Genomic DNA, 22929 nt, shown 5'->3' with positions numbered 1-22929 from the left:
GCCGCGCGGGCGCCCCGGCGCGGCCCTCGGGTCGGTCGTCGCGCGGCTCCCTCCGCGGTTTCCTATGCTTGCCTTAACGATGCGCCTGACGGATCGTCTTGCCCGGGGGGGAGCGCCGTGCTACCTCCGGAAAAACAGAACATCCGGTGCGGCAAGCGGACCATGATCCGCCCGAGGCCCACGCCCCCGGATGTCAGGGAGGACTGGAATGCCCGTTTCGCGTCAGACCGCCGTCGCGGTCCCGCTTGCAACCTTGCGCGTGATCGCGCGCGCCGCCCGGCCCCGCGGGGCCCGGGCATGAGCGCCGGCGGCCGTCTTTACCGCGGCGAGGAGATGAAGCGCCTGCTCGCGCCGCGCTCCATCGCCATCGTCGGCATCTCGCAGCGCGTCGGCTCCTTCGGCCAGCGGACCTTCGAAAACCTCGGCGAATTCCAGGGCGACATCTATTTCGTCAATCCGCGCTACGAGGAACTGATGGGGCGCAAATGCTACCCCTCCATCGCCTCGCTGCCCGAGGCGCCCGACTGCGTGGTGCTGGTCACCGCGCGCGAGGCGATCGGGCCGCTGCTGGAGGAATGCATCGCCAAGGGCTGCGGCGGCGTGATGATCTACGCCTCGGGCTTCGCGGAGATGGGCGGCGACAACGCCGAGCTGCAGCGCGCCAACGCCCGCATGGCCCATGACGCCGGGATGCCGATCATCGGGCCGAACGCCATCGGCTTCGTGAATTTCGCGATCGGCGCCGGCGTGACCTTCATGTACGGCATGGATTTCGAGGAGACCTACGCCCGCCCCGCCTCCGAGCGTCGGGTGGGCCTGGTCACCCAGTCCGGCGCGCTCGGCCTCGCCCTGCACCAGTCGGCCAAGCACGGCCATCACCTGTCGCATATGCTGGCCTGCGGGAACTCGTCGGATGTGGACGTGTCCGACTGCATCTCCTATCTCGCCGAGGATGACGGCTGCAAAGCCATCGCCGCGGTGATCGAGGGGGTGCCCGACGGCGCCCGGCTCGAGGCCGCGATCAAGAAGGCGCATGCCGCCGGCAAGCCGGTGGTGATCAACAAGATGGCGCGCGGCGAGGCCGGGGCGAAGGCCGCCGCCTCCCATACCGGCTCGCTGGCGGGGAGCCACGAGGCCTACAAGACCATGGTGATGCGCGCCGGCGGCGTGTTCGTGGACGAGGTCGAGGCGATGATCGACACCGCCCAGTTCCTCGCCAAGGCCGCGAAGCCGGTGGAGGGCGCAGAGGGCGTGGCCATCATCGCCACCTCGGGGGGCGCCGGCGTGGTTTTGACCGACGCGGCCGAGGATGCGGGGGTGGGCCTGCCCCAACCCAACGCCGAGGTCCGCGCGATCCTCGAGTCCAAGATCCCGGAATATGGCTCGGCCGCCAACCCGGTGGACGTGACCGCCCAGGTGATCAACGACCGCCAGAGCCTCGTCGACTGCGTCACCGCCATGCTCGGCCAGAAGGAATACGGGCTGATGATGGTGCCGCATCCCAACGTCACCGCGCCGTCCATCGACCGGCTGAAGCTGTTCGACGAACTGGCCGCGGCGGCGGGCAAGGTCATCGTCATCCCCTGGCTTTCCGGCTGGCTGGAAGGCTACGGGGCGAAGGAGGTGGCGCAGGCCGGCAACCTCGCCATCTTCCGCTCCGCCCGGCACTCCATGGTCGCGGTGCGCGAATGGACCCGGCTGCATGCGCAGAAGGTCGAGCCGGTCGACAAGCCGCGCCTGACCCAGCCGGCCGAGGGCATCGGCCAGGCGCTCGCCGCCGCCAAGGGCGCCCCGGTGACCGAACGGGAGGCGAAGGCCATCCTCGCCGGCTACGGCGTGCCGGTGATCGAGGAGAAGTCCGCCGCGACCGCCGAGGCCGCCGCCGACATGGCCGCCTCGCTTGGCTTCCCCGTGGTGATGAAGATCGACAGCCCCGACCTGCCGCACAAGACGGAAGCCGGCGGCATCGCGCTCAACCTGAAATCGTCGGAGGCCGTCAAGGACGCCTTCGACGCGATGATGGACCGGGTGAAGGCCTACAAGGCCGACGCGCGGATCGAGGGCGTGCTGATCCAGCGCATGGCCCCGGCGGGCGTCGAGATCGTGGTCGGCGCGCGCCGCGACCCGACCTTCGGCGCGGTCGTCGTCGTGGGCCTCGGCGGCGTGATGGTGGAGCTGATGCGCGACTCGGTCGCCGCGCCCGCTCCGGTCACGCCCTACGAGGCCGGCGAGATGCTCGCCCGCCTGCGCGGCGCCGCGGTGCTCGACGGGTTCCGCGACCTGCCGCCGGTGAACAAGGCGAAGCTGGCCGAGATCGTGGCCCGCGTCTCCGAATTCGCCGCCGATGCGGGGGCCGCGCTGGCCGAGCTCGACGTGAATCCGCTGATCTGCCGGGGCGACGACATCGTCGCGGTGGACGCGCTCATCATCCCCGGCGACGCGGAGGGCTGAGGCGAGGCGGCGGGTTCTTCGGGGTCCCGCCGCCCGCGCCAGCCTTTCCCGCCGCCGAGGCGCGCCCCTTTCGATGCGGGAGGGGGCGCGTCGCTCCCCCCGCCCGTGCGCCGGGGCGGGCGTGACATTCGTGGCGCGCGAAGGGAGGGGACCCGCGTGAAGGACACCGCCGTCATCGGCTTCATCGGGCTCGGCGTGATGGGCGAACCCATCTGCCGCAACATGGTTATGAAATCGGGGCGCCGCTTCCGGGTGTTCGACCTGGCCGAGGGGCCGTTGGAGCGGATGCGCGCCGACGGGGCCGAGATCGCGTCCTCCGTTGCCGAGATCGCCGCGACCTGCGACCTGATTTTTCTGTCGCTGCCCGGCGGGCCGCAGGTCGAGGCCGTGGTGGCCGGGCCGGGCGGGCTGCTGGAGCATGCGCGGGCGGGGCAGGTGGTGGTCGACACCTCGACCGCCCCGGTGGGGCTGACCCGCGACCTCGCCGCCCGGCTGGCTGCGAAGGGGGTCGAGATGGCCGACGCCCCGGTCGCCCGCACCCGCCAGGCCGCCATCGACGGCACGCTTTCGATCATGGTCGGGGCCGAGCCCGACCTTTTCGACCGGCTCGAGCCCTGGCTGCGCCATGCCGCGTCCGACGTCACCCGCTGCGGCGGGATCGGCTGCGGGCAGGTGGTGAAGATCCTCAACAACATGGTGCTGTTCCAGACGGTGGTGGCGCTGTCCGAGGCATTGGCGCTGGGCGCGGGCGCCGGCGTCGACCGGGGGCTTCTGTTCGACACGCTCTCCAAGGGCTCCGCCGACAGTTTCGCGCTGCGCAATCACGGGGCGAAGGCGATGATCCCCGACCAGTTCCCGAAGGGCGCGTTCCCGACGCTCTATGCGCTGAAGGACGTGTCCTACGCGCTGGATCTTGCGGCGGAGCTGGGCATCGGCGCGCCCGGGGCCGAACTGGCGCAGTCGCGGATGCGGATCGCCCGCGACGCCGGCTTTGGCGACGAATATTTCCCGGTGCTCGCCCGCGTGGTCGACCGCGGATGACCGCGCTGTTCGCCCGGGACTGGGATGTGCTGGTGGCGGGGGGCGGCAACGCCGCGCTCTGCGCCGCCATCACCGCCCGGCGCGCCGGCGCCAAGGTGCTGGTGGTGGAGGCCGCGCCCAAATTCTACCGCGGCGGCAACACCCGCCACACCCGCAACATGCGCGTCGCCCATGACGCGCCCAACGAGGTCCTCACCGGCCCCTATCCCGAGGAGGAGTTCTGGGAGGATCTGCTGCGCGTCACCGGGGGCCGGACCGACGAGCAGCTCGCCCGATTCACCCTCAACCGCTCGAAAGAACTGTGGGACTACATGTCGTCGCTCGGCGTGCGCTTCCAGCCGAGCCTCACCGGATCGTTGTCCCTGGGGCGGACCAACGCCTTCTTCCTCGGCGGCGGCAAGAGCCTGATGAACGCGCTCTACCGCACGGCGGAGGCGGAGGGCGTGGGCGTGGCCTACGACGCCGAGGTGACCGGGGTGGAGATCGAGGGGCCTGCGTTCCGCGCCGCCGAGGTGACGCTCGCCGGTGAAAAGCACCGCATCCCCGCCCGCGCCTTCGTGGCGGCGGCCGGGGGCTTCGAGGCCAATATCGAGTGGCTCGAGGAATACTGGGGCCCCGCCGCCCGCAATTTTCGCATTCGGGGCACGCCCTACAATCGCGGCTCGCTGCTGCGCACCCTGCTCGACATCGGCGCCCAGCCGGTGGGCGAGCCGGACCAGTGCCACGCCGTCGCCATCGACGCCCGCGCCCCCCAGTTCGACGGCGGCATCGCCACGCGTCTCGACTGCATCGTGTTCGGCATGGTGGTGAACCGCGCCGCCGAACGGTTCTACGACGAGGGCGAGGACTTCTGGCCCAAGCGCTACGCCATCTGGGGCCGGCTGGTCGCGGCGCAGCCGGACCAGGAAGCCTACGCGATCATCGACAGCCGCTCGATCGAGCTGTTCATGCCCTCGATCTTCCCGCCCATCGTGGCGGGAACGATGGAGGAGATGGCCGAGAAGCTGAACCTCCCCCCCGACCGCCTGCGCGCGACGTGGCAGGCGTTCAACGCCGCCGTGCGCCCCGGGGACTTCGACCCGGCGGCGCTCGACGGCTGCCGGACCGAAGGCCTGACCCCGGAAAAAACCAACTGGGCCCGCACCATCGAGCGCCCGCCCTTCTACGCCTATCCGCTGCGTCCCGGCATCACCTTCACCTATCTCGGCGTGAAGGTGGACCGCGAGGCGCGGGTGCAGCAGGCGGCCGGCGGGTCCTACGACAACATCTATGCGGCGGGGGAGATCATGGCCGGGAACGTGCTGGGAAAAGGCTATCTGGCCGGGATCGGCATGACCATCGGCTCGGTCTTCGGGCGTCTGGCCGGGCAGGGGGCCGCCGCCCATGTCGCTTGATCTGACGAGGGAGGAGGCCGAGGCCGCCCATGCCCGCCCGCTCGACCAGCTCTTGCGCGGGCCGGAGCTGGTCGAGGCCGCGCGGATCATGACGATCTGCAACGCCTGCCGCTATTGCGAGGGGCTGTGCGCGGTCTTTCCGGCGATGGAGATGCGGCGGGATTTCGCAGCGGGGGACCTGCGGCATCTCGCGAACCTCTGCCATGGCTGCGGGGCCTGCTATCACGACTGCCAGTATGCGCCGCCGCACGAATTCGGGGTGAACGTGCCCAAGACGCTGGAGGCGCTGCGCCCGGTCGCCTACGCCGATCACGCCTGGCCGCGGGCGCTGGCCCCGATGTTCGAGAAGAACGGCGTGAAAGTGATGTGGGCGCTGGCGATCTCGGTCGCGGTTTTCCTCTTCGCCTTCATGGCCTTCGCCGATCCCGGCGTGATGTTCGGGCGGGTGGCCGGCCCGGGCGCCTTCTATGCGATCATGCCCCATAACGCGATGGCGGCGCTGTTCGGCGCGGCGTTCCTCTGGGCGCTGGTCGCATTCGCCATGGGGCTCCGCAATTTCTGGCGGGACGTCGAGGGGGGGCTCGGGCCCACCCTGGGCCGGGGCCCGGACCTCGCCGCGCTGGCCGAGGGCGGGGCCGATGCGGGGCGCCTGCGCAACCTGCATGGCGGCGGCATGGGCTGCTTCAACGACGACGACCAGCCCGTCGACCGCCGCCGCCTGCTGCATCACCTGACCTTCTACGGGTTCCTCGCCTGCCTCGCCTCCACCACCTGCGCCACGCTCATGCACTACCTGCTGGGGTGGGAAGCGCCCTATTCCTGGGGCTCGGCCCCGGTGCTGCTGGGCTTCTTCGGCGGGACCGCGATGACCGTGGGGGCGGTGGGCCTCGCCCGGGCGCGGAAACGGCGGGATCCGGCGCTGACCGACCCGGCCGGGGGGATGCATTTCGCCTTCCTGCATTCGCTCGCTGCGGTCGGGGCCACCGGCATCGCGCTGCTGCTGCTGCGCGACACCGCGGCGATGGGCACGCTGCTCGCGGTGCATCTGGGCGTGGTCTTCGCCTTCTTCCTCGCCATGCCCTACGGCAAGTTCGTGCACGGCCTCTACCGCTACCTCGCCCTCGTCCGCCACGCGCAGGAGCGTCGGACCCATCTGGGAGCTTCGGAATGATCCGCCTCGGAGACCTCGAAATCACGCGGGTGGAGGAGCTTTCGACGCCCGGGAGCCCCGTGCTCTTCAAGGCCTGGGACGACGAGGTGGTGGCCGCCGCGGCCCCCTGGTATGTGCCGGACTATTACGACCCGGCGACGCGCAGCTTCCCGGCTTCGATCCACACCTTCCTCGTCAAAGGCCCGGGCTTCTGCGCGCTGGTCGACCTCGGCTGCGGCAACGGAAAGCACCGCGAGCCGCCGATGCAGGCCTTCGGGGACCTCTCCACCGACTGGCCCGCGCGGCTGGAGGCGGCGGGGGCGCGGTTCGAGGACATCACCCATGTCCTCTTCACCCATCTGCACGTGGACCACGTCGGCTGGGCCACCGTGCCCGACGGGCAGGGCGGCTGGCGGCCGACGTTCCCGAACGCGCTGCACGTGATGACCCGGGTCGAGCGCGACCACCGCGACCCCGAGCGGGGCGCAGCCGGCCTGTCGCCGGCCCGCAACGCCGTATTCATCGACAGCGTGAAGCCGGTGCTCGACCATGCCCGCGTCGATCTGGTGGAGGGCGACGAGGTCGGATACCTGCCCGGCATCGACTTCATCCCCGCGCCGGGCCACGCCAAGGGGCAGATGGCGATCCGCTTTTCCGGCGGAGGCAAGGTCGCGATCTGCACGGCCGATGTCATGCACCAGCCGATCCAGGTGTTCCGGCCGGACTGGGCCTCGGGCTTTTGCGAGGACAAGCCGCTCGCCGAGATCACCCGGCGCCGGATCCTCGGGATGGCCGCCGACGAGGGCGCGCTGATCCTGCCGATGCATTTCGGCGGAACCCATGCGGGATATGTGCGGCGTTCGGGCGAGGGTTTCGTCTATGAGCCGCTGCCCGAACCGGTCTGAGTCGGTCTGAGGCGGGCCCCGGCCGGCGACCCGGAAAAAAGTCTGTTCCGCGCTGAAACTCTTCGCAACCCGCGCCCGTATCTTTCGCATCCGGAATGCGGCTGGGCGACCAGACGTGTCCCGGGGCGTCGACGTGTCGTCGAGCGGGGGATCTGGGGGTCCCGGGCCGCTCCGTGCGTCGTCGATCCCTGCGGCCGGACCGCAGGCGGGTCGTTGCGTGGGCGCCTGGGGGCGCAGGCGCAGGGCATGGAAGCGGCGGAGATCGCGGCGGCCATGCCGCGCCGGTCGGTCCTGGGGGGGCCGATCGGCGCGACCCTGCGGGCGCCGGCCGTCCCCTCCCCTCCATTCGACGCTCCGCCCCGCGCTCAGTCCGCGCGGATCAGTTCGCCGGTGAACACCACGTCGCCGGTGGGGGCGCCGGTGGGCGAGCCGCCCGGCGGCTCCACCGACACGGCCAGCACCGCGCCGTCGGCGGGCCCGCCCAGCGCGTCGAGCGGCAGGCGTCCGCCGTCGGCCAGCAGGCCAAGCGACACCGGCGCGGCCCGGCCGCCGCCGACGGCCCACATCTCGTAGACCCGGCCCTCCGGCGCGGGGGCGGGGCGCAGCGGGCGCAGGCGGAGGGTGTTGGCGGCGAGGTCGACTTCGGCCACGAAGGCCGGCGCGGCGCCGCCGGGCTGCAGCACCGCCACATAGCTGCCTTGCGCGGCGGGGGCTTCGGCCTGCTGCGCGGGGGGCCGGGGGAACAGCGCCTCGGGCGCCCAACGCTCCCTGGGCAAGATCACGCCGATGGCGAGCAGGGCGGCGAGGGCGGTCGCGACCCCCGTGGTTCCGCGCCAGTAGCGCAGCCGCTGACGCAGCTCGACCACCTCGGCCCCGTCCGAGCGGGCCCCGCCCAGCGCGCCGCCCGGCAGCCGGGCGGCGATGGCGGCCCATACCATCGAGGGCGGCGCGACCGGATCGGCCTCCGCCACCCCTTCGCTCAGCGCCTGCAGCCGGCCTTCCCAGGCGCGCACCGCCGCGGCGAAGCCCGCATCGGTCGCGGCCAGAAGCCGGGCGTCGCGCCGTTCGTCGGCGTCGAGCGTGCCGAGGACGAATTCGGCGGCATCGCCGTCGTCCCAGCCGCGGTCCGGGGCGCCGTCCGGGCCCCCGTCCGGGCCGTTGCGATCAGGCGGGTTCGCCATCGAGGCATCCTTTCAGGGCCGCCAGCGCCCGGCGCAGGCGTGTCTTCACGGTGTTGACGGGCAGGGCGAAGCGGTCGCCGAGCTCCTCCCGGCTCAACCCGTAGAGGTAGCCCAGCATCACCATGCGCCGGTCGTCGGTCTTCAGACCTTCCAGGCAGGCCCGGAGCGACATCGCGTCGGCCGGGTCCGGACCTTGAAGCGGGGCGGCGAGGCCCGGCCCGTCATCGGGGTCGAGTTCCTCGCCCGCCGCCGAGATTCGCTCCGCCTGGAGCCGGATCGCGTCGATCGCCCGGTTGCGCGCGATCGCCGCCATCCATGAGATCGGCGAGGCGCGCTGCGGGTCGAACCGTCCGGCGTTCGACCAGATCTTCAGATAGGCGTCCTGCAGCAGCTCCGACGCGAGGTCGGGTCGCCGGGAGATACGCAGGATCACGCCGTAAAGTTTCGCGGAAGTCCGGCGATAAAGCTCGGCGAAGGCGGTCTGGTCGCCCTTCGCGGTGTCGGCCAGCAGGCCGACCAGTTCGGAACGCGCATCGCCCGTCACATGCATCCCCGTCGTCTTGTTTCCCCGGGGACGAGAGTGTCGGACGGAGCGCAAAGGTCAAGACGACGCGGGCGCATCCGGGGGCCTGAGCGGCGGGGCGTGGCGAAGGGGGCGCGCCCCTGGCTCAGGTCGCCCCGATTCAGGCCATCACGGCGGGGGAGGGAGCGCGGGCGGCGGCGCGGATCATCGCGGCGGCTTTCTCGGCGATCATCAGGGTGGGGGTGTTGGTGTTGCCCGAGGTGATGGTGGGCATGATCGAGGCGTCGACCACCCGCAGCCCCTCCACCCCCCGCACCCTCAGTTCCGGGTCCACCACCGCGCCCGCATCCGGCCCCATGCGGCAGGTGCCGACCGGATGAAAAATGGTCGACCCGATCTCGCCGGCGGCCTGGGCGAGCTCGGCCTCGGTCTCGTATTGGGGGCCGGGCTTGAATTCCTCCGGGGCGAAGCGGGCGAGGGGGGCTTGCGAGACGATGCGCCGGGTCAGGCGGATGGCGGCGGCGGCGACGCGGCGGTCGCCCTCGGTCGCCAGGTAATTCGGCGCGATCAGCGGATGCGCCCGCGGGTCGGCCGAGCCGATGCGCACCGTGCCGCGGCTTTCGGGCCGCAGATGGCAGACCGACGCCGTGAAGGCGTCGAAGGCGTGCAGCGGCTGGCCGAACGCCTCCAGCGTCAGCGGCTGGACGTGGTATTCGAGGTCGGCGGACGCCACATCCGGCCCCGAGCGCGCGAAGGCGGCGAGCTGGCTCGGGGCCATGCTCATCGGCCCGGAGCGGTTCAGCGCGTATTCCATCGCGATCTTCGCCTTGCCCCAGAGCGAGGCCGAGAGGGTGTTGAGCGTCTTCACGCCCGAGACCTTGTAGGCCATGCGGATCTGCAGATGGTCCTGCAGATTGCCGCCGACTTCGTCCCGCTCCGCCACCGGGGTTATTCCGTGCCGGGCCAGCAGGTCGCCGGGCCCGACGCCCGAAAGCTGGAGCAGCTGGGGGGAGCCGATGGCGCCGGAGCACAGGATCACCTCGGCCCGCGCGGTCACCCGCTTGATCGCGTCGCCCTGGCGGAATTCGATGCCGGTGGCGCGGCGGCCCTCGAAGGTCACGCGCTCGGCCTGGGCCTTGGTCATCACGGTCAGGTTGGGGCGGGCCCGCGCCGGGCGCAAAAACGCGGTGGCGGACGACCAGCGCATGCCGCGCTTCTGGTTCACCTTGAAATAGCCCACGCCCTCGTTGTCGCCGGCGTTGAAATCATCGGTGGCGGGGAGGCCGGCGGCGATGCAGGCGTCGCGAAACGCCTCCAGGATCTCCCATTTCAGGCGCTGCGCCTCGATCCGCCACTCGCCGCCCTGGGAATGGAAGGCGTCGGCGCCAGGGGCGTAATCCTCGAACTTGCGGAAATGGGGGAGGACGTCGTCCCAGCCCCAGCCCGGATTGCCCAGCTGGCGCCAGTGGTCGTAGTCCCCCGACTGGCCGCGCAGATACAGCATGCCGTTGATCGACGAGCACCCGCCCAGCACCTTGCCGCGGGGATAGAGCAGCTCGCGCCCGTTCAGCCCCGGCTCGGGCTGGGTGCGGAACCCCCAGTCGGCGCGCGGGTTGCCGATGCAGTAGAGGTAGCCGACCGGGATCTTGAACCAGATCCAGTCATCCTCGCCCCCCGCCTCCAGCAGGCAGACGGATCGGGTCGGATCCTCGCTGAGGCGATTGGCGAGCGCGCAGCCCGCGGTGCCGGCCCCCACGATCACGTAGTCGAAGTCGCCCGACGCCGTCGCCTCGGCGGTTCCGGTCATGTCCTGTCCCTCCCTGCGCGCCCCTGCCGGGCGGTCGTTTCGGGGGCATGATGGCGCGGGGGCGGTCCGGTTCACAAGCCGCCGCATCGCCCGCGCGCAGGGCGCCGCGTCGCAAGTTGTGCGAAAAATCACAAAAATTGCAGGCAGTTCGCGCTTTTACGCCGCATTCGTCGCGTTCCCCCCTAGGTTAACTGTATCATAATGGTGCACGTCGGCGTTTTGGGGCGCGGACCGGCATGACGGCGGGATGCGCATTTCGGATCCGCTCGCCCGGGATTGATATCGGGCGCGGGAGCGGCGGGCGCGATCCCGCATCGCACGTCCGGGGATGGGCATGGCTGAGCAGGCGCGAGGGGCGATCGAACGGCTGGAGCTGCGCCTGATCGGCGAGCCGGCGATGCGTGTCGGCCGGGTCGCGCTCAGCACCGTCAACCGCAAGATGGTCTGCGCGCTGGCCATCCTGGCGCTGACCCGGGGACGGCGTCTGTCGCGCGACCAGGTGGCGAGCCTCTTGTGGAGCGAATCCGGCCAGGGCCGCGCCCGCGGCTCGCTCCGTCAGATGGTCACCGCGCTGCGCCGGGATTTCGCCATGGTCGGCTTCGCCGGATTCGACGCGCCCCGCAACCAGCTGGCGCTGATGCCCGATCTGGTGCGCAGCGATGTCGACGACCTGCTCGCCCGCACCGCGGCGGGGGAGGTCGACCCGGCGCTGCTCGACACCGTCGACCTGCCCGGATCGCTGATGCGGGGATGGGACGACGTCGATCCGGCCTTCGCCGAATGGCTGCAGTCGGAGCGGGAGCGCCTGCGCGAGCGTCTGCGCCGCGCCCTGACCCGGCTGGTCGGCGACGGCGCGGTCGAGCAGCCCGCCGCCCGCGACGCCGCCCAGGCCCTGCTGCGCATCGATCCGACGCAGGAGCGGGTGGCGCAGCGGCTGATGGCCTCGCTGGCGCGCGGCGGCGACGGCACCGCGGCGCTGGCGGTCTACGCCGATCTGCGCCGCCTGCTCGACCAGTCCCATGACATGGCGCCGAGCCGCGAGACCCAGGCGCTGGCCGCCCGGATCCGGGCGGGCGACCTGGTCCCCGAGATCCCCGAACCCGGCCCCGCCCCCACCCGTGCGGCGGCCCGGGACGCCGTGCTGCTGGTCGAGCCCTTCGCGCTGGACGGCGGGGGGCTGGACGGCGGGGCGCTGGATGGCGGCGGGCGGGCGGCGCTCGACATGCTGCGCGACCAGCTGATCGGGGCGCTGGTGCGCTTCCGCGAATGGCGGGTAGCCGAGGGGCCCCCCGGCGCATCGTCCGGGGAGGCCGCCGAAGGCGCTCGCTTCGGCCTGCGCGCCTCCGCTCGCCCGCGGCCCGGCGGCCTGTCGATATCGTTGACGCTGCGGGAGATCGCGACCGGCGAGTTTCTATGGTCCGAGACGCTGGCGCTCGACCTGCCCGAGGGCGCGGTTCCTTCCGCTGACGCCGCCCCCCGGCGCGAACGGATGCTGCGCCAGCTGGTCATCGCCCTCAACGTCCGGCTGTCGCGGGAGCGGGCCGGCCCGCTCGCGGCCGGGGCCTCGCTGCGCGAGATCTGGCTGCGCGGCCAGCGCATGATCCTCAATTTCGACCCCGAGAGCTGGCTTCGGGCGCGCGAGGAGATGCGCGACCTCATCGCGCGCGCCCCCGATTACGCCCCGGCCTGGAGCGCGCTGGCGCAGGTGGAGAACATCGCCCACATCGCCCGTCCCGGCATGATGCGCGAGCCCGGCCGCGCCCAGGCGGCGATGGATCTGGCGCTGCGCGCGGTGGCGCTCGACCCGCTCGACAGCCGGGCGCGCCTGGCGCTGGGCTGGGCGCAGATCTATGCCGGGCGCTGGGCGGCGGCGGCGGACGCCTTCGACATGGCGCTTCAGCTCAACCCGCATGACGCATGGATCCTGACCTCGTCCGCGCAGGCCATGGCGCTGTTCGGCCGGCATGACGACGCCGCGTCGCTGGCCGAGGCGGCGCTGGAGGCGGCGCCGCTGCGCAACCCGTCGCGCTGGGGCTACCACGCCTGCATGCGGCTCTTCGGGTCCGATTTCGACGGGGCGCTTGAGGCGGGGATCCTCGCCGGCGACAGCCACGCCAACAGCGGCGCCTGGCGGGCGGCGGCGCTGGCGCATCTGGGTCGGCTGCCCGAGGCGCGGGCCGAGGCCGCGCGCCTGGTCGACCGGCTGGGCCGGATCTGGATGGCCGACACCACGCCCGACCCGCCGGCCTGCGCGCGGTGGCTGATGGGCGTGATGCCGACCCGGCGCGAGGCCGAGTGGCTGGTGCTGCGCGACGGGCTGGCGCTGGCCGGCCTGCCTGTGTCGGCGCTGCGCTGGCCGGGCCCGGACGGGCGGGGCGAGTGACGCCCGAGGCGTCGTAGCGATTCGGGACATTGGCCGATTCGAGTCATCGATTGTCTCTAATTTTTGCCATATTGATGTTCGATAAATCGGTATTGTCTGTATATTTGCACCAATGCGTGGCTTTCGTGCATGTGTTGCGTCAGAACGATCCTGTTTCACGATGAATTCGCGGCGGTGACGTAAGCATTCGGCCATTGCCAATCCGTCGCGCGCCGTCGCGCCGACCTTCGAGGTTTCGGGGGGTCGGGTCGCTTCGGTCCGTGCTGCGGAAGGGGGCGCATTGAATCGCCCGACAGGGCAGGCCGGCGCCGCGTTCGCGCGCGCCACGACGGAGCGGCATATGGTTTTTGCTTTGGGGCGGGGGCGCGCCGAGGTCGGCTTCGATCTGGAGCGACGCGCGCCGCGACTGGTCGCGACCGGGGAGGGGAGGGTGGCTTTGGTCCTCGATCCGCGCGCGGTGGATCTGGCGCAGCGCCGGGGCGCGGGCTTCGGCTATCTGTTCCCGCCCGAAGCCGCCGGCGCGGCGGATGCCGACGACGACCGCCGGCTCGCCGCGCTCGCCGACGCCATGGCCGACGCCGATTTCCCCGGCGCCGGCGCGGTCCTGCCCGGCGCGGTCGCGCCCGGCCCGGTCTGGACCGCCTTTTCGCGGATCATCGCCCATGACGTCAGCGCGCTGGTCGACGTCGCCCCGCGCGGCCTCAGCGACCCCGCCGCCCCGCGCGGCGCGGCGGAGACCGAGGCGGCGCTGGTCAACCTGCGCTCCGGCATGCTGCGGCTCGACAGTCTTTACGCCCCCGACGCCGGGCCCGGCCCCGTCGCCGGCCACCTCGCCCGTCTGATGCGCGAGCCGGGGGCGGCGGCGCGCCTGCGGCTCGACCGACCTGAGGGCGGGCTTGCGGGAGGCGGTGCGGACCTGCCGCGGCTGGCCCGGCTGGCCGATCCGGACTTCGAAGCGGCGCTGGCGGCGTCGCGGCAGGCGGGGGACGGGCAGGCGGGGGACGGGCAGGCGGGGGGTGGGCAGGGCTGGACGCTCGACAGCGCCCCCGGCCGCTCCGCCGCCGTGATCGGCGACCGGCGCAACGACGCCGATCTCGCGGTCTCGCAGATGCATGTTGCCCTGATCCGCTTCCACAACCGGGTGGCCGACTGGCTCGCCGACGCCGGCGCGACGTCGCCAGAGCGGCTGTTCCAGCGGACGAGGACGCTGGTGACCTGGCACGTGCAGTGGCTGGCGCTCAATGTCTGGCTGCCGCGGATCTGCGACCGCGCGACGCTCGACCGGGTGCGGCGGGCGGGGGCGCCGGCGTTCCGGCGCATGGTCGACCGGCGCCGGCGGGGGGGCCTCGTCTCCGACGCGCTGCCCTCGCCGCTGGAGCCCTGGGGCGCCGTCGCGCGGTTCCGCCATGCGCTGGAGCGCGCCCGCTACGACATCAACCCCGCCCTGCGCCGCGCCCCGGCCGAGATCCTGCGCCAGAGCGGCGGCGCCTGGCTGGAGGGCGGACGGTTGCCGGCGGAGCGGGTGGTGGACTGGGCGCTGTGGATGGACCGGCCGGCCTCGGGCCCCGATGCGGTGGCGATCGACACCAGGCTCTCGCCCGAAGCGGGCTTCGCGCAAGCCCAGAGGTCGCGCGCGCTGCGCGTCCTGCGGCGGGGGCGGGCGATGAACCTGCCCTCGGCGCAGGTCTGTCTCGCAGGGTTCGGCGAGATCTACAGCGACCTCGCCGTCGCGCTGCCGCATGAGGTGCTGTGCGGCGGCCATACCGGCCATGCGTTGCGCGACGGCCTGGCCGAGCGCACGCCGCTCTGGTTCTACGTGCTGCGCGAGGCCGAGACCCTGGGCCGGGGCGAGCGGCTGGGGCCGCTCGGATCGGCGCTGATGGCCGAGGCGGTGATCGGCGCGCTGGTCTGCGATCCGGGCTCGGTCTGGAACCGACCCGGACGAGGCGGCGGACGCTGGTCGCCGGACATGGGGGCGCGGCCCGACGGGATCACGGTGGACGGGTTGGAGGCGTTCTTCGCCGCGGCCGCCGGGGCCTGACCCGTTTCGCGGTTTCGGCGCCCGTTTCGTGGGCGCCAACCCGGACTCCGCCGATTTAAACGGCGTCAGCTCGCAGGCCGGCGCCGCGGGCTCCGAAAAAACCGTCTGGCACGGGCCCTGCATGGAGACCCTTGCGCAGGACGCCTAGGGTTCCGGCCGCGCCCTCCCCTCCGAAGGGGGAGCCGCGGCGCTGGTCCGAGAGGCGTCGTTCCGGCCGCCGCAGCGCCCGGGATACACGGCGGGGGAAAAGCCCGGGAGGCCACTGCGACGGTCCTCATGCGCGAATGGTTCCGTCCGCGCGTGGGGGCCGCAGCCTCCTTGGACGGGACCTGCCGGAGGGACCCTTGCGATGACCCGACCGAACCGACCGCTGGCCGCGCTCGCGACAGCCGCCGCCATGACCGCCGCCGCCCTGCTGGGAACCGCCGCCGCGCAGGCGCAGGAGAAGACCGACTTCAAGGTGGCCTGGTCCATCTATGTCGGCTGGATGCCCTGGGGCTACATGGCCGACAGCGGCATCATGGACAAATGGGCCGAGAAATACGGCGTCGACGTCGAGATCGTGCAGATCAACGACTATATCGAGTCGATCAACCAATACGCGGCCGGCGCCTTCGACGGGGTGTCCGCGACCAACATGGACACGCTCTCGATCCCCGCCGGCGGCGGCGTCGACACCACCGCCCTGATCGTGGGCGACTATTCCAACGGCAACGACGCCATCCTGGTGAAGGGCGAGGGCAAGACCGTCGCCGACCTCAAGGGCATGCCGGTCAACCTGGTGGAGCTTTCGGTCTCCCACTATCTGCTCGCCCGCGCGCTGGAATCCGCGGATCTGGCCGAGCGCGACCTCGCCGCGGTCATCAACACCTCGGACGCCGACATGGTTGCGGCCTGGCAGGCTTCGGACGTGCAGGCGGTGGTGACGTGGAACCCGCTGGTCTCGACCATCCTGGAGATGGGGGGGCTGACCAAGGTCGCCGACAGCTCCGACATTCCCGGCGAGATCATCGACCTGTTGGCGGTGAACACCGAGACCCTGAAAGCCAACCCCGCCTTCGGCAAGGCGCTGGTCGGCGCGTGGTACGAGACGATGGCGCTGATGTCCTCGGACACGCCCGAGGGCCGCGCCGCGCGCACCGCGATGGGCGAGGCGTCGGGCACGGATCTGGCGGGCTACGACAGCCAGCTCGCCTCCACCGCCATGTTCTTCAAGCCCGCCGAAGCGGTGGCCTTCGTGGAAAGCGAGGCGCTGCCCGAGACCATGTCGGACGTGGCCGAGTTCCTGTTCGACAAGGGCATTTTGGGGACCGGCGCGCCGTCCGCCGATTTCGTGGGGGTGGAGTATCCCGGCGGTGTGGTCACCGGGGACCCGGCCAACGTCAAGTTCCGCTACACGGCCGAGTATATGAAGATGGCCGCCGACGGCGCGCTCTGACCCTGTTCCGCGGGCGGAGCCTCGCCTCCGCCCGCGTCTCCCCTCGCCGGAGGCGCGCCCATGACGACCCCATCCGCCACCCTTCCCGCCCCGCCCGAGCCGCCCGCCCGCGCGGGCCGGACGGGAGCCATGCGCTGGATCAACCGGCGTCCGGGCCTCCTTCTGGCCTTCGCGCTGGCGGCGCTGCCCTTCGTGCTGGCGCTGGCGGCCTATGCGGTCGCCTCGGACCTGCGCCGGGCGGAGAACCCGCAGGACAAGCTTTTGCCCGCGCCCGCCCAGATCCTCGAGACCGCGGTGGCGCTGGCCACCGAGCCCGACAAGCGCTCGGGCGAGATCCTGCTCTGGGTCGACACCGCCGCCAGCCTGCGCCGGCTGGCGGAGGGGGCCGCGATTTCGGCCGGTCTCGGCCTCGGCTTCGGGCTGCTGATCGGGCTGCTGCCCGGCGTGCGGGCCGGGGCGGCGCCCTTCGTCTCGGTGGTGTCGCTGATCCCGCCGCTCGCGATCCTGCCGATCCTGTTCATCGTGTTCGGTCTGGGCGAGCTCTCGAAAGTCGCGCTCATCGTCATCGGCATCGCCCCGGTCCTGATCCGCGACATCGCCCAACGCACCGCCGAAATCCCCGAGGAGATGCTGGTCAAAGCCCAGACCCTGGGGGCCTCGACCTGGACCATCCTGACCCGCGTGGCGCTGCCGCAGGTGCTGCCCCGGCTGATCGGGGCGCTGCGCCTGGCGCTCGGCCCCGCCTGGCTGTTTCTGATCGCCGCCGAGGCCATCGCCTCGACCGAGGGGCTCGGCTACCGCATCTTCCTCGTGCGCCGCTATTTCGCGATGGACGTGATCATCCCTTACGTGGTGTGGATCACCCTGCTGGCCTTCCTGATGGACCTCGGCCTGCGCACCCTGCATCGCCGGGCCTTCCCCTGGTCGGGGCCCGCGACATGAGTTTCGTCAGCGTCTCCGACATCTTCCTGTCCTACGGCGCGCGCCCGATCCTCGAGCGGGTCAGCCTCGAGGTGAACGAGGGCGAGTTCGTCTCCATCGTCGGCGCCTCGGGCTGCGGCAAGTCCACGTTTCTGCGGCTGCTGCTGGCGCAGGAACGCCCGACCCGCGGCGCGATCTCCATCGCCGGCGCCCCGCCGGCGCAGGAGCCCGACCGCGACCGCGGCGTGGTGTTCCAACGCTATTCGGTGTTCCCGCACATGACCGTGCGCGGCAACCTGATCGCGGCCGAGGAGTTTTCGGGCGGCGTCATCCCCCGCTTCTTCGGGGCCCGCCGGCGGGAGGCCGCGAAGCGCGCGGATGAGGTGCTGGCCCGCGTCGGCCTCGCCCATGTCGCCGACCAGCATCCCGCGGCGCTCTCGGGCGGCATGCAGCAACGCCTCGCCATCGCCCAGGCGCTGGCGGGGCGGCCCCGGGTGCTGTTGCTCGACGAACCCTTCGGGGCGCTCGACCCCGGCACCCGCGTCTCCATGCACCATTTCCTGCAGGAGCTTCGGGCCGAGACCGGCATGACCGTGTTCATGGTCAGCCACGACCTGGAGGAGGCGTTCAAGCTGGGCGACCGGGTGCTGGTCTTCGACAAGCCCCGCTGGGATCCGATCGAACCTGAAGCCTACGGCGCCACCATCACCTATGATTTCGACGCGCGGCATGGGGGCATCCCCTTCCAGGCCTCCGCCGCCGCCGAACGCGACCTGCATCTGCAAGAACGAGAGGACGACCATGTTCCCGCATCCTGAGCCCCGCCGCCGCGTCGCCTGCCCCCCCCTCTTCGGACCGGGCCGCGTGCGCGCCCACCACCCCGACCTGTCGCAACTGCTCGGCTGGCGCGCGATGCAGGCCGAGGCCGACATCCCCGGCACGGAATGGGAGAAGGAGAAGGCCTGGGCGCTGCGCATGGGCCTGACCGGGGCTGACAGCATCGACGACCGCTCGATCCCCACTTTCGCCCGCGGCGAGCTCCCCCACTACGCCGGCATCAACACGTTTCTGAAGGCGCCCTATTGCGAGGACGTGACCGAGGTCGGCCACTACGACGCGACCGTGCTGGGGATCCCCTTCGACGGGGGCACCACCTACCGCCCCGGCACGCGGTTCGGCCCGCAGGGGGTCCGGAAAATCTCGGCGCTCTACACCCCCTACAACTATGAAATGGCCATCGACCTGCGCGAACAGATGACGCTCTGCGACGCCGGCGACGTGTTCACCATCCCGGCCAACATTGAAAAGAGCTTCGACCAGATCTCGCGCGCCGTCTCTCATGTGTTCTCGTCGGGCTCGATGCCGATCATGATCGGCGGCGACCACTCCATCGGCTTCCCCTGCGTGCGCGGCATCGCCGAGTGCACGTCCAAGAAGATCGGCATCGTGCATTTCGACCGCCACGCCGACATCCAGGAGAAGGACCTGGACGAGCGGATGCACACCACGCCCTGGTTCCACGCCACCAACATGCCCAACGTGCCGGCGAAGAACCTGGTGCAGGTCGGCATCGGCGGCTGGCAGGTCCCGCGCGAGGCGGTGAAGGTCGCGCGCGACCGCGAGACCAACATCATCACCATGTCGGACATGGAGCGGATGGGCGTCGACAAGACCGCCGAGATGGCGCTCGAAATGGCCTGGGACGGCGTCGACATGGTCTACATGTCCTTCGACATCGACAGCATCGACTGCGGCTTCGTCCCCGGCACCGGCTGGCCCGAGCCCGGCGGCTTCCTGCCCCGCGAAGCCCTGGCGCTGGCGAGCAAGGTCGCCGCGGAGGGCATCTGCGGGATGGAGCTGGTCGAGGTCTCGCCGCCCTACGACACGTCCGACATCACCGCTTTGCTGGGGACTCGGGTGATCGTGGACGTGCTGGGCTCGATGGTCGCGGCCGGCAAGATGGGCGCCCACAAGCGCCATATCGACAATCCGGTGAGCCTGCCCCACGGCGACTGGTCGGAGGCCACCCACGGTCGCCGCTGGGGCCGTCCGGCGGGGAAGTGAGCCATGGCGCACGATCATCCTCACGGGCATTCGCATGACCACGGGCACGGGCATTCGCACGCCCATGCTCACCCTCATCCCCACGACCACGGCCCCGGCGAGGGCCACAACCACCCTCGCCATCACCACCTGCACTCGCACATGGCGCCGCAGGACCACGCCGACGAGCTGCGCATCCTCGGCGCCCAGTTCATCGACGGGTTCCGCGACGCGAAGGACAAGGCCGCCTATCTGCGCATCTCCGGCGTGCCGCTGGAGATCGACGACCCTATCGGCGGCCCGCCCCTCAAGCTGGTCGACGTGACCCTGACCACCGAATGGCAGGTCGGCACCGCCTCGCCCAGTTTCGGCTCGCGCGAGCTGGCCTATCTGCCGTTTCCCGGCGAGATGATCTCGGAGCGCACCAACATGGGCTTCATCTACGTCTCGCTGGATGTGAAGCGGGTGATCGACCTGCGCGATTTCCTGGCCGCGCTGCAGGGGCGCTGAGCGGGCCGGGGCGCGGTCGGGGGGGCGGGCGTCGCCGGCGTCCGCCCCGTCGATCCGTCGAACCTGACGCTTGCGCGCCCAAGACGTCTTGAACCCCCCGATAATCTTGGGTAGGAGCACCGCCACGGAGAGGTGGCCGAGTGGTCGAAGGCGCACGCCTGGAAAGTGTGTATAGGGGAGACCCTATCGTGGGTTCGAATCCCACTCTCTCCGCCATTACCCATAAGTCATTTATACTGAAGAGAAAATCGGGATGAGCACATCGCCGCTGGGGGCCGTCTTGTACCACAAGGACGGCGGCGATGACGACATGAGCTACCTGATGCAGCCGCGGGGCGAAGGTTGGGTCTTCCGGATGGAGACCCTGAAGTCTCTGGTGGGCGCTCCGAACCCGTGGACAGGGCGACCTTTCGGTCGTGAGATCAAGAAGAGCCTCGGGACTCGCCTCAAGCGCGAGGCCATGCGCCAGCGAGACCTCGTCCTCGGTCAGGTCCGTGAACTCGAGGCCAGCGCCAGGCGTGGTCAGCCCTTCGCTGCAGAGGCTGCCGAACGCTGGCGGCAGGCGCTCCTCGACCACGACAAGGCCGCATCCGGCGACCCGGGCGAGTTCAACCCTCGCGATGTCCTGTTCGACATGGTCGAGCGAGAGGAGCGCCTCCCGAAGGGACGCCGGAACTCGACGGATGACGAACTGAAGGCGTTCGCGGCGGTTGCCGTCCGTTCGGAGGTTCTCCTCTCCGATGCGCTGCCGCGTTACCTTCATGAGCGTGGGGGAGATGCCCGGCAGGCGGCGTCGGTAGTTCCATGCTTACTCAGTACGAGGAAGATGGCAGCTTGTTCTTGATTTGCACACGCTGCCTGCCATGCTATCCGCTCCGTCATCCTCGCCTGCCCTTCTTCGCCGTCTCGATATGCCGCTCGATCACCTTGGCGGCGAAGAGGTCGGGCGTCAGGCCGGGGCGGCGTCGGCATGGATGCCGAGAAAGCTGCGATAGCCGGTCTCGCTGAAGAACGGGCGGTCGCGGTGGACGGCGCGGGCCTCGAAGCCCGGCCAGAAGGCGTAAGACGAAACGCCGATGCCGTAGAGGCCGCAGATTTCGAGGCGCGTCTCCATCCCCTGCACCGGGATGACGAAATTTCCCTGCTGCCCCACAGCTTGGCGAAATCAGCCAGCCAGCGAGCGGCTGAGGCGGTCGATCTTGTAGGCCGCCACCCCATCGACCAGCCCGTCCTCGATGTCTTCCAGCAGCCGCTTCAATCCGGGTCGCTCCAGCGTGCCGCCGGAGATGTCGCCGTCGTCATACTGATCGCGGACCAGCCCCCAGGCGTTCCTCGATCATGACGAGACCGCCTCCGGCGATGGCAGGCGTTCGAAGCCGCGGACCCGGCGGCCTTGCGGCGGCGAGCTCAGGAATGGCCTGACATGCGCGGTCGGGCGGTTGGAAGGGCGGGCTTGATCCGGGGCGCGAAGTGCGCCAGAGGTGATGTAGTTATGTTATAACATAACGAATCACCCTGCACCCCTTGGCGGATCCCCATGCCGATCGTCTGCTTCGTCCCCTCCCTCTCCCTCCAGCGCCACGCCGTCGCGCCGGAGCGCGCCGAAAACCCGCTTCACGTTCCTCCCGACGAGGAACGCCGCGGCTCCGCCTGAGCGACGGCGCCGCCCTCGCGCCCCCTTCCCGTGACCTTCGACCGAGCTTCCCAGGAGCGACCATGCCCATTTCCACCCCGTCCCAGGCCGACAAGCGGCTTCCGGTCACCGTCCTCTCCGGCTTCCTCGGAGCCGGCAAGACCACGCTGCTCAACCATGTGCTCGCCAACCGCGAGGGGCGGCGCGTCGCGGTTCTGGTCAACGACATGTCCGAGGTGAACATCGACGCCGACCTGGTGCGCGCCGGCGGGGCGGAGCTGTCGCGCGCCGACGAGACGCTGGTGGAGATGACCAACGGCTGCATCTGCTGCACCCTGCGCGAGGATCTGCTGAGCGAGGTGACGCGCCTCGCGGGCGAGGGACGCTTCGACCACCTGCTGATCGAATCCACCGGCATCGCCGAGCCGCTGCCGGTTGCGGCCACCTTCGAATTCCGCGACGAGGACGGGCGCTCCCTGTCCGACGTGGCCCGGCTCGACGCCATGGTGACGGTGGTGGACGCGTCGGCGCTGGCGGCCGATTTCGCCAGTCACGACTTCATCGGCGACCGGGGGGAGGCGCTGGGCGAGGCGGATGCGCGCACGCTCGTCGACCTGCTGACCGACCAGATCGAGTTCGCGGACGTCGTGGTGCTCAACAAGATCGCGCTCGCCGGTCCCGACCGGGCCGAGGCGGCGCGGGCCATCGTGCGCAGCCTGAACCGGGACGCCCGCCTGATCGAGGCGGACTGGGGCAGGGCGCCGCTGGACCAGGTGTTCGAGACCGGGCTGTTCGATTTCGAGCGCGCGCACATGCATCCGCTTTGGGCGCAGGAGCTGCACGGCTTCGCCGACCACGTGCCCGAGACCGAGGAATACGGCGTGACCTCCTTCGTCTACCGCGCCCGACGGCCGTTTCACCCGGCTCGGATCCATGCCGCGCTGAACGGCCCGCTGCCCGGCGCGATCCGGGCCAAGGGGCATTTCTGGGTGGCGACGCGGCCGCAATGGGTGGCCGAGTTCAGCCTGGCCGGCGCGGTGTCGAGCGTGCGGCCGCTGGGCGGATGGTGGGCCTCCGTGCCGCGGGCGCGCTGGCCCGAGCAGCCGGAGGTCGTCGCGCGGACCATGGAGCGGTGGGAGGACCCCTGGGGCGACCGCAGGCAAGAGCTGGTGTTCATCGGCGTCGGGCTCGACCGGGCGCGGATCACGGCGCTGCTCGACGCCTGCCTGTTGGGGGAGGAGGAAGCCGCCGGCTTCACGCCCGACCTCTGGAAACGGCTGTCGGATCCATTTCCCGTCTGGGGCGGCGAGGCGGCATGAAGGCGCGGGAACATGGCCGTGACCGGGCGCGCCGCCCGGTCACGGCGCCGGGCGGCAACCGCGGGGCGACGCCGCTGCGCAAGCGTCGGCGCGAGGGCTGCCCGATGGCGGCCTTCGACCGGCTGCCGAGGCCCCTGCGCCGCTGGCTGGCCGAGGCCGCGTTGCCCTGGAGCCCGGGTTCCGCCGCCC

General features: G+C 71.3%; 18 protein-coding genes, 1 tRNA gene and 2 pseudogenes. 16 read left to right on the top strand and 5 right to left on the bottom strand.

Going from position 1 to position 22929, the window contains the following annotated elements:
- Positions 1 to 297 precede the first annotated feature (297 nt).
- The 5 genes from ACTB72_RS11875 to ACTB72_RS11855 all read left to right on the top strand — a co-directional run bounded on the left by ACTB72_RS11875 (position 298) and on the right by ACTB72_RS11855 (position 6941).
- Positions 298 to 2451: an acetate--CoA ligase family protein gene (locus ACTB72_RS11875; RefSeq protein ID WP_463037202.1), complete on the top strand. Its 2154-nt coding sequence runs from the start codon at positions 298 to 300 to the stop codon at positions 2449 to 2451.
- A 156-nt stretch (positions 2452 to 2607) separates the two neighbouring features.
- Complete coding sequence (locus tag ACTB72_RS11870) at positions 2608 to 3492, top strand: NAD(P)-dependent oxidoreductase (protein WP_463037201.1); 885 nt, start codon at positions 2608 to 2610, stop codon at positions 3490 to 3492.
- Positions 3489 to 4886: an FAD-dependent tricarballylate dehydrogenase TcuA gene (tcuA, locus tag ACTB72_RS11865; RefSeq protein WP_463037200.1), complete on the top strand. Its 1398-nt coding sequence runs from the start codon at positions 3489 to 3491 to the stop codon at positions 4884 to 4886. Before ACTB72_RS11870 ends, tcuA begins: the two co-directional genes overlap by 4 nt.
- Positions 4876 to 6057 (top strand): tricarballylate utilization 4Fe-4S protein TcuB, encoded by a 1182-nt coding sequence (tcuB, locus tag ACTB72_RS11860; RefSeq protein WP_463037199.1) that lies wholly within the window; start codon positions 4876 to 4878, stop codon positions 6055 to 6057. Before tcuA ends, tcuB begins: the two co-directional genes overlap by 11 nt.
- Positions 6054 to 6941 carry an MBL fold metallo-hydrolase gene (locus ACTB72_RS11855; protein ID WP_463037198.1) on the top strand — a complete coding sequence of 296 codons (888 nt, stop codon included), beginning with the start codon at positions 6054 to 6056 and terminating at the stop codon, positions 6939 to 6941. Before tcuB ends, ACTB72_RS11855 begins: the two co-directional genes overlap by 4 nt.
- Positions 6942 to 7306: 365 nt before the next feature.
- Here ACTB72_RS11855 and ACTB72_RS11850 read toward each other — a convergent pair whose 3' ends face one another.
- From ACTB72_RS11850 to ACTB72_RS11840, 3 genes are all read right to left on the bottom strand, one after another.
- Positions 7307 to 8122, bottom strand: coding sequence for an anti-sigma factor (locus ACTB72_RS11850; protein ID WP_463037197.1), 816 nt, complete (start codon positions 8120 to 8122; stop codon positions 7307 to 7309).
- Positions 8106 to 8672, bottom strand: a complete 567-nt coding sequence (locus ACTB72_RS11845) for a sigma-70 family RNA polymerase sigma factor (RefSeq protein WP_463037196.1) — start codon at positions 8670 to 8672, stop codon at positions 8106 to 8108. Before ACTB72_RS11845 ends, ACTB72_RS11850 begins: the two co-directional genes overlap by 17 nt.
- A 133-nt stretch (positions 8673 to 8805) precedes the next feature.
- Complete coding sequence (locus ACTB72_RS11840; RefSeq protein WP_463037195.1) at positions 8806 to 10452, bottom strand: GMC family oxidoreductase; 1647 nt, start codon at positions 10450 to 10452, stop codon at positions 8806 to 8808.
- Positions 10453 to 10780: 328 nt separating this feature from the next.
- On the opposite strand from ACTB72_RS11840, the pseudogene ACTB72_RS11835 reads away from it, so the two are divergent.
- The 9 genes and pseudogenes from ACTB72_RS11835 to ACTB72_RS11795 form a co-directional block, all read left to right on the top strand.
- Positions 10781 to 11509, top strand: a pseudogene (locus ACTB72_RS11835) (AfsR/SARP family transcriptional regulator); the annotation flags it as partial.
- A gap of 1666 nt (positions 11510 to 13175) precedes the next feature.
- Complete coding sequence (locus tag ACTB72_RS11830; RefSeq protein ID WP_463037194.1) at positions 13176 to 14876, top strand: peroxidase family protein; 1701 nt, start codon at positions 13176 to 13178, stop codon at positions 14874 to 14876.
- Between the two features lie 349 nt (positions 14877 to 15225).
- On the top strand, positions 15226 to 16314 hold the full coding sequence (locus tag ACTB72_RS11825; protein WP_463037193.1) for a putative urea ABC transporter substrate-binding protein: 1089 nt from the start codon (positions 15226 to 15228) through the stop codon (positions 16312 to 16314).
- Between the two features lie 60 nt (positions 16315 to 16374).
- The gene (locus ACTB72_RS11820) at positions 16375 to 17256 is read left to right on the top strand and encodes an ABC transporter permease (protein WP_463037192.1); all 882 of its coding nucleotides are present in this window, start codon (positions 16375 to 16377) and stop codon (positions 17254 to 17256) included.
- Positions 17253 to 18053 carry an ABC transporter ATP-binding protein gene (locus ACTB72_RS11815; RefSeq protein WP_463037191.1) on the top strand — a complete coding sequence of 267 codons (801 nt, stop codon included), beginning with the start codon at positions 17253 to 17255 and terminating at the stop codon, positions 18051 to 18053. The genes ACTB72_RS11820 and ACTB72_RS11815 overlap by 4 nt, the downstream gene beginning before the upstream one ends.
- Positions 18037 to 19299, top strand: coding sequence for an agmatinase family protein (locus ACTB72_RS11810; protein ID WP_463037190.1), 1263 nt, complete (start codon positions 18037 to 18039; stop codon positions 19297 to 19299). The genes ACTB72_RS11815 and ACTB72_RS11810 overlap by 17 nt, the downstream gene beginning before the upstream one ends.
- 3 nt (positions 19300 to 19302) lie before the next feature.
- The gene (locus ACTB72_RS11805) at positions 19303 to 19788 is read left to right on the top strand and encodes a hypothetical protein (protein ID WP_463037189.1); all 486 of its coding nucleotides are present in this window, start codon (positions 19303 to 19305) and stop codon (positions 19786 to 19788) included.
- Between the two features lie 126 nt (positions 19789 to 19914).
- Positions 19915 to 20004: transfer RNA gene (locus ACTB72_RS11800), tRNA-Ser, on the top strand.
- A gap of 37 nt (positions 20005 to 20041) precedes the next feature.
- Positions 20042 to 20632, top strand: coding sequence for a hypothetical protein (locus tag ACTB72_RS11795; RefSeq protein ID WP_463037188.1), 591 nt, complete (start codon positions 20042 to 20044; stop codon positions 20630 to 20632).
- 105 nt (positions 20633 to 20737) lie between these two features.
- Here ACTB72_RS11795 and ACTB72_RS11790 read toward each other — a convergent pair whose 3' ends face one another.
- Together ACTB72_RS11790 and ACTB72_RS11785 are read right to left on the bottom strand one after the other, a co-directional pair.
- Positions 20738 to 20941 (bottom strand): hypothetical protein, encoded by a 204-nt coding sequence (locus tag ACTB72_RS11790; protein ID WP_463037187.1) that lies wholly within the window; start codon positions 20939 to 20941, stop codon positions 20738 to 20740.
- A gap of 18 nt (positions 20942 to 20959) precedes the next feature.
- Positions 20960 to 21112 (bottom strand): annotated as a pseudogene (locus ACTB72_RS11785) (recombinase family protein); the annotation flags it as partial.
- A gap of 392 nt (positions 21113 to 21504) precedes the next feature.
- On the opposite strand from ACTB72_RS11785, the gene ACTB72_RS11780 reads away from it, so the two are divergent.
- Both ACTB72_RS11780 and ACTB72_RS11775 read left to right on the top strand, forming a co-directional pair.
- Complete coding sequence (locus ACTB72_RS11780) at positions 21505 to 22740, top strand: GTP-binding protein (protein ID WP_463037186.1); 1236 nt, start codon at positions 21505 to 21507, stop codon at positions 22738 to 22740.
- On the top strand, positions 22737 to 22929 hold a 193-nt coding region (locus tag ACTB72_RS11775), incomplete at its 3' end, for a DUF6525 family protein (RefSeq protein WP_463037185.1). The genes ACTB72_RS11780 and ACTB72_RS11775, both read left to right, overlap by 4 nt.

Source organism: Albimonas sp. (genome assembly GCF_055129145.1).
Note: the sequence above shows the minus strand (reverse complement) of the source record. Positions and strands in the feature narration are given on the sequence as shown.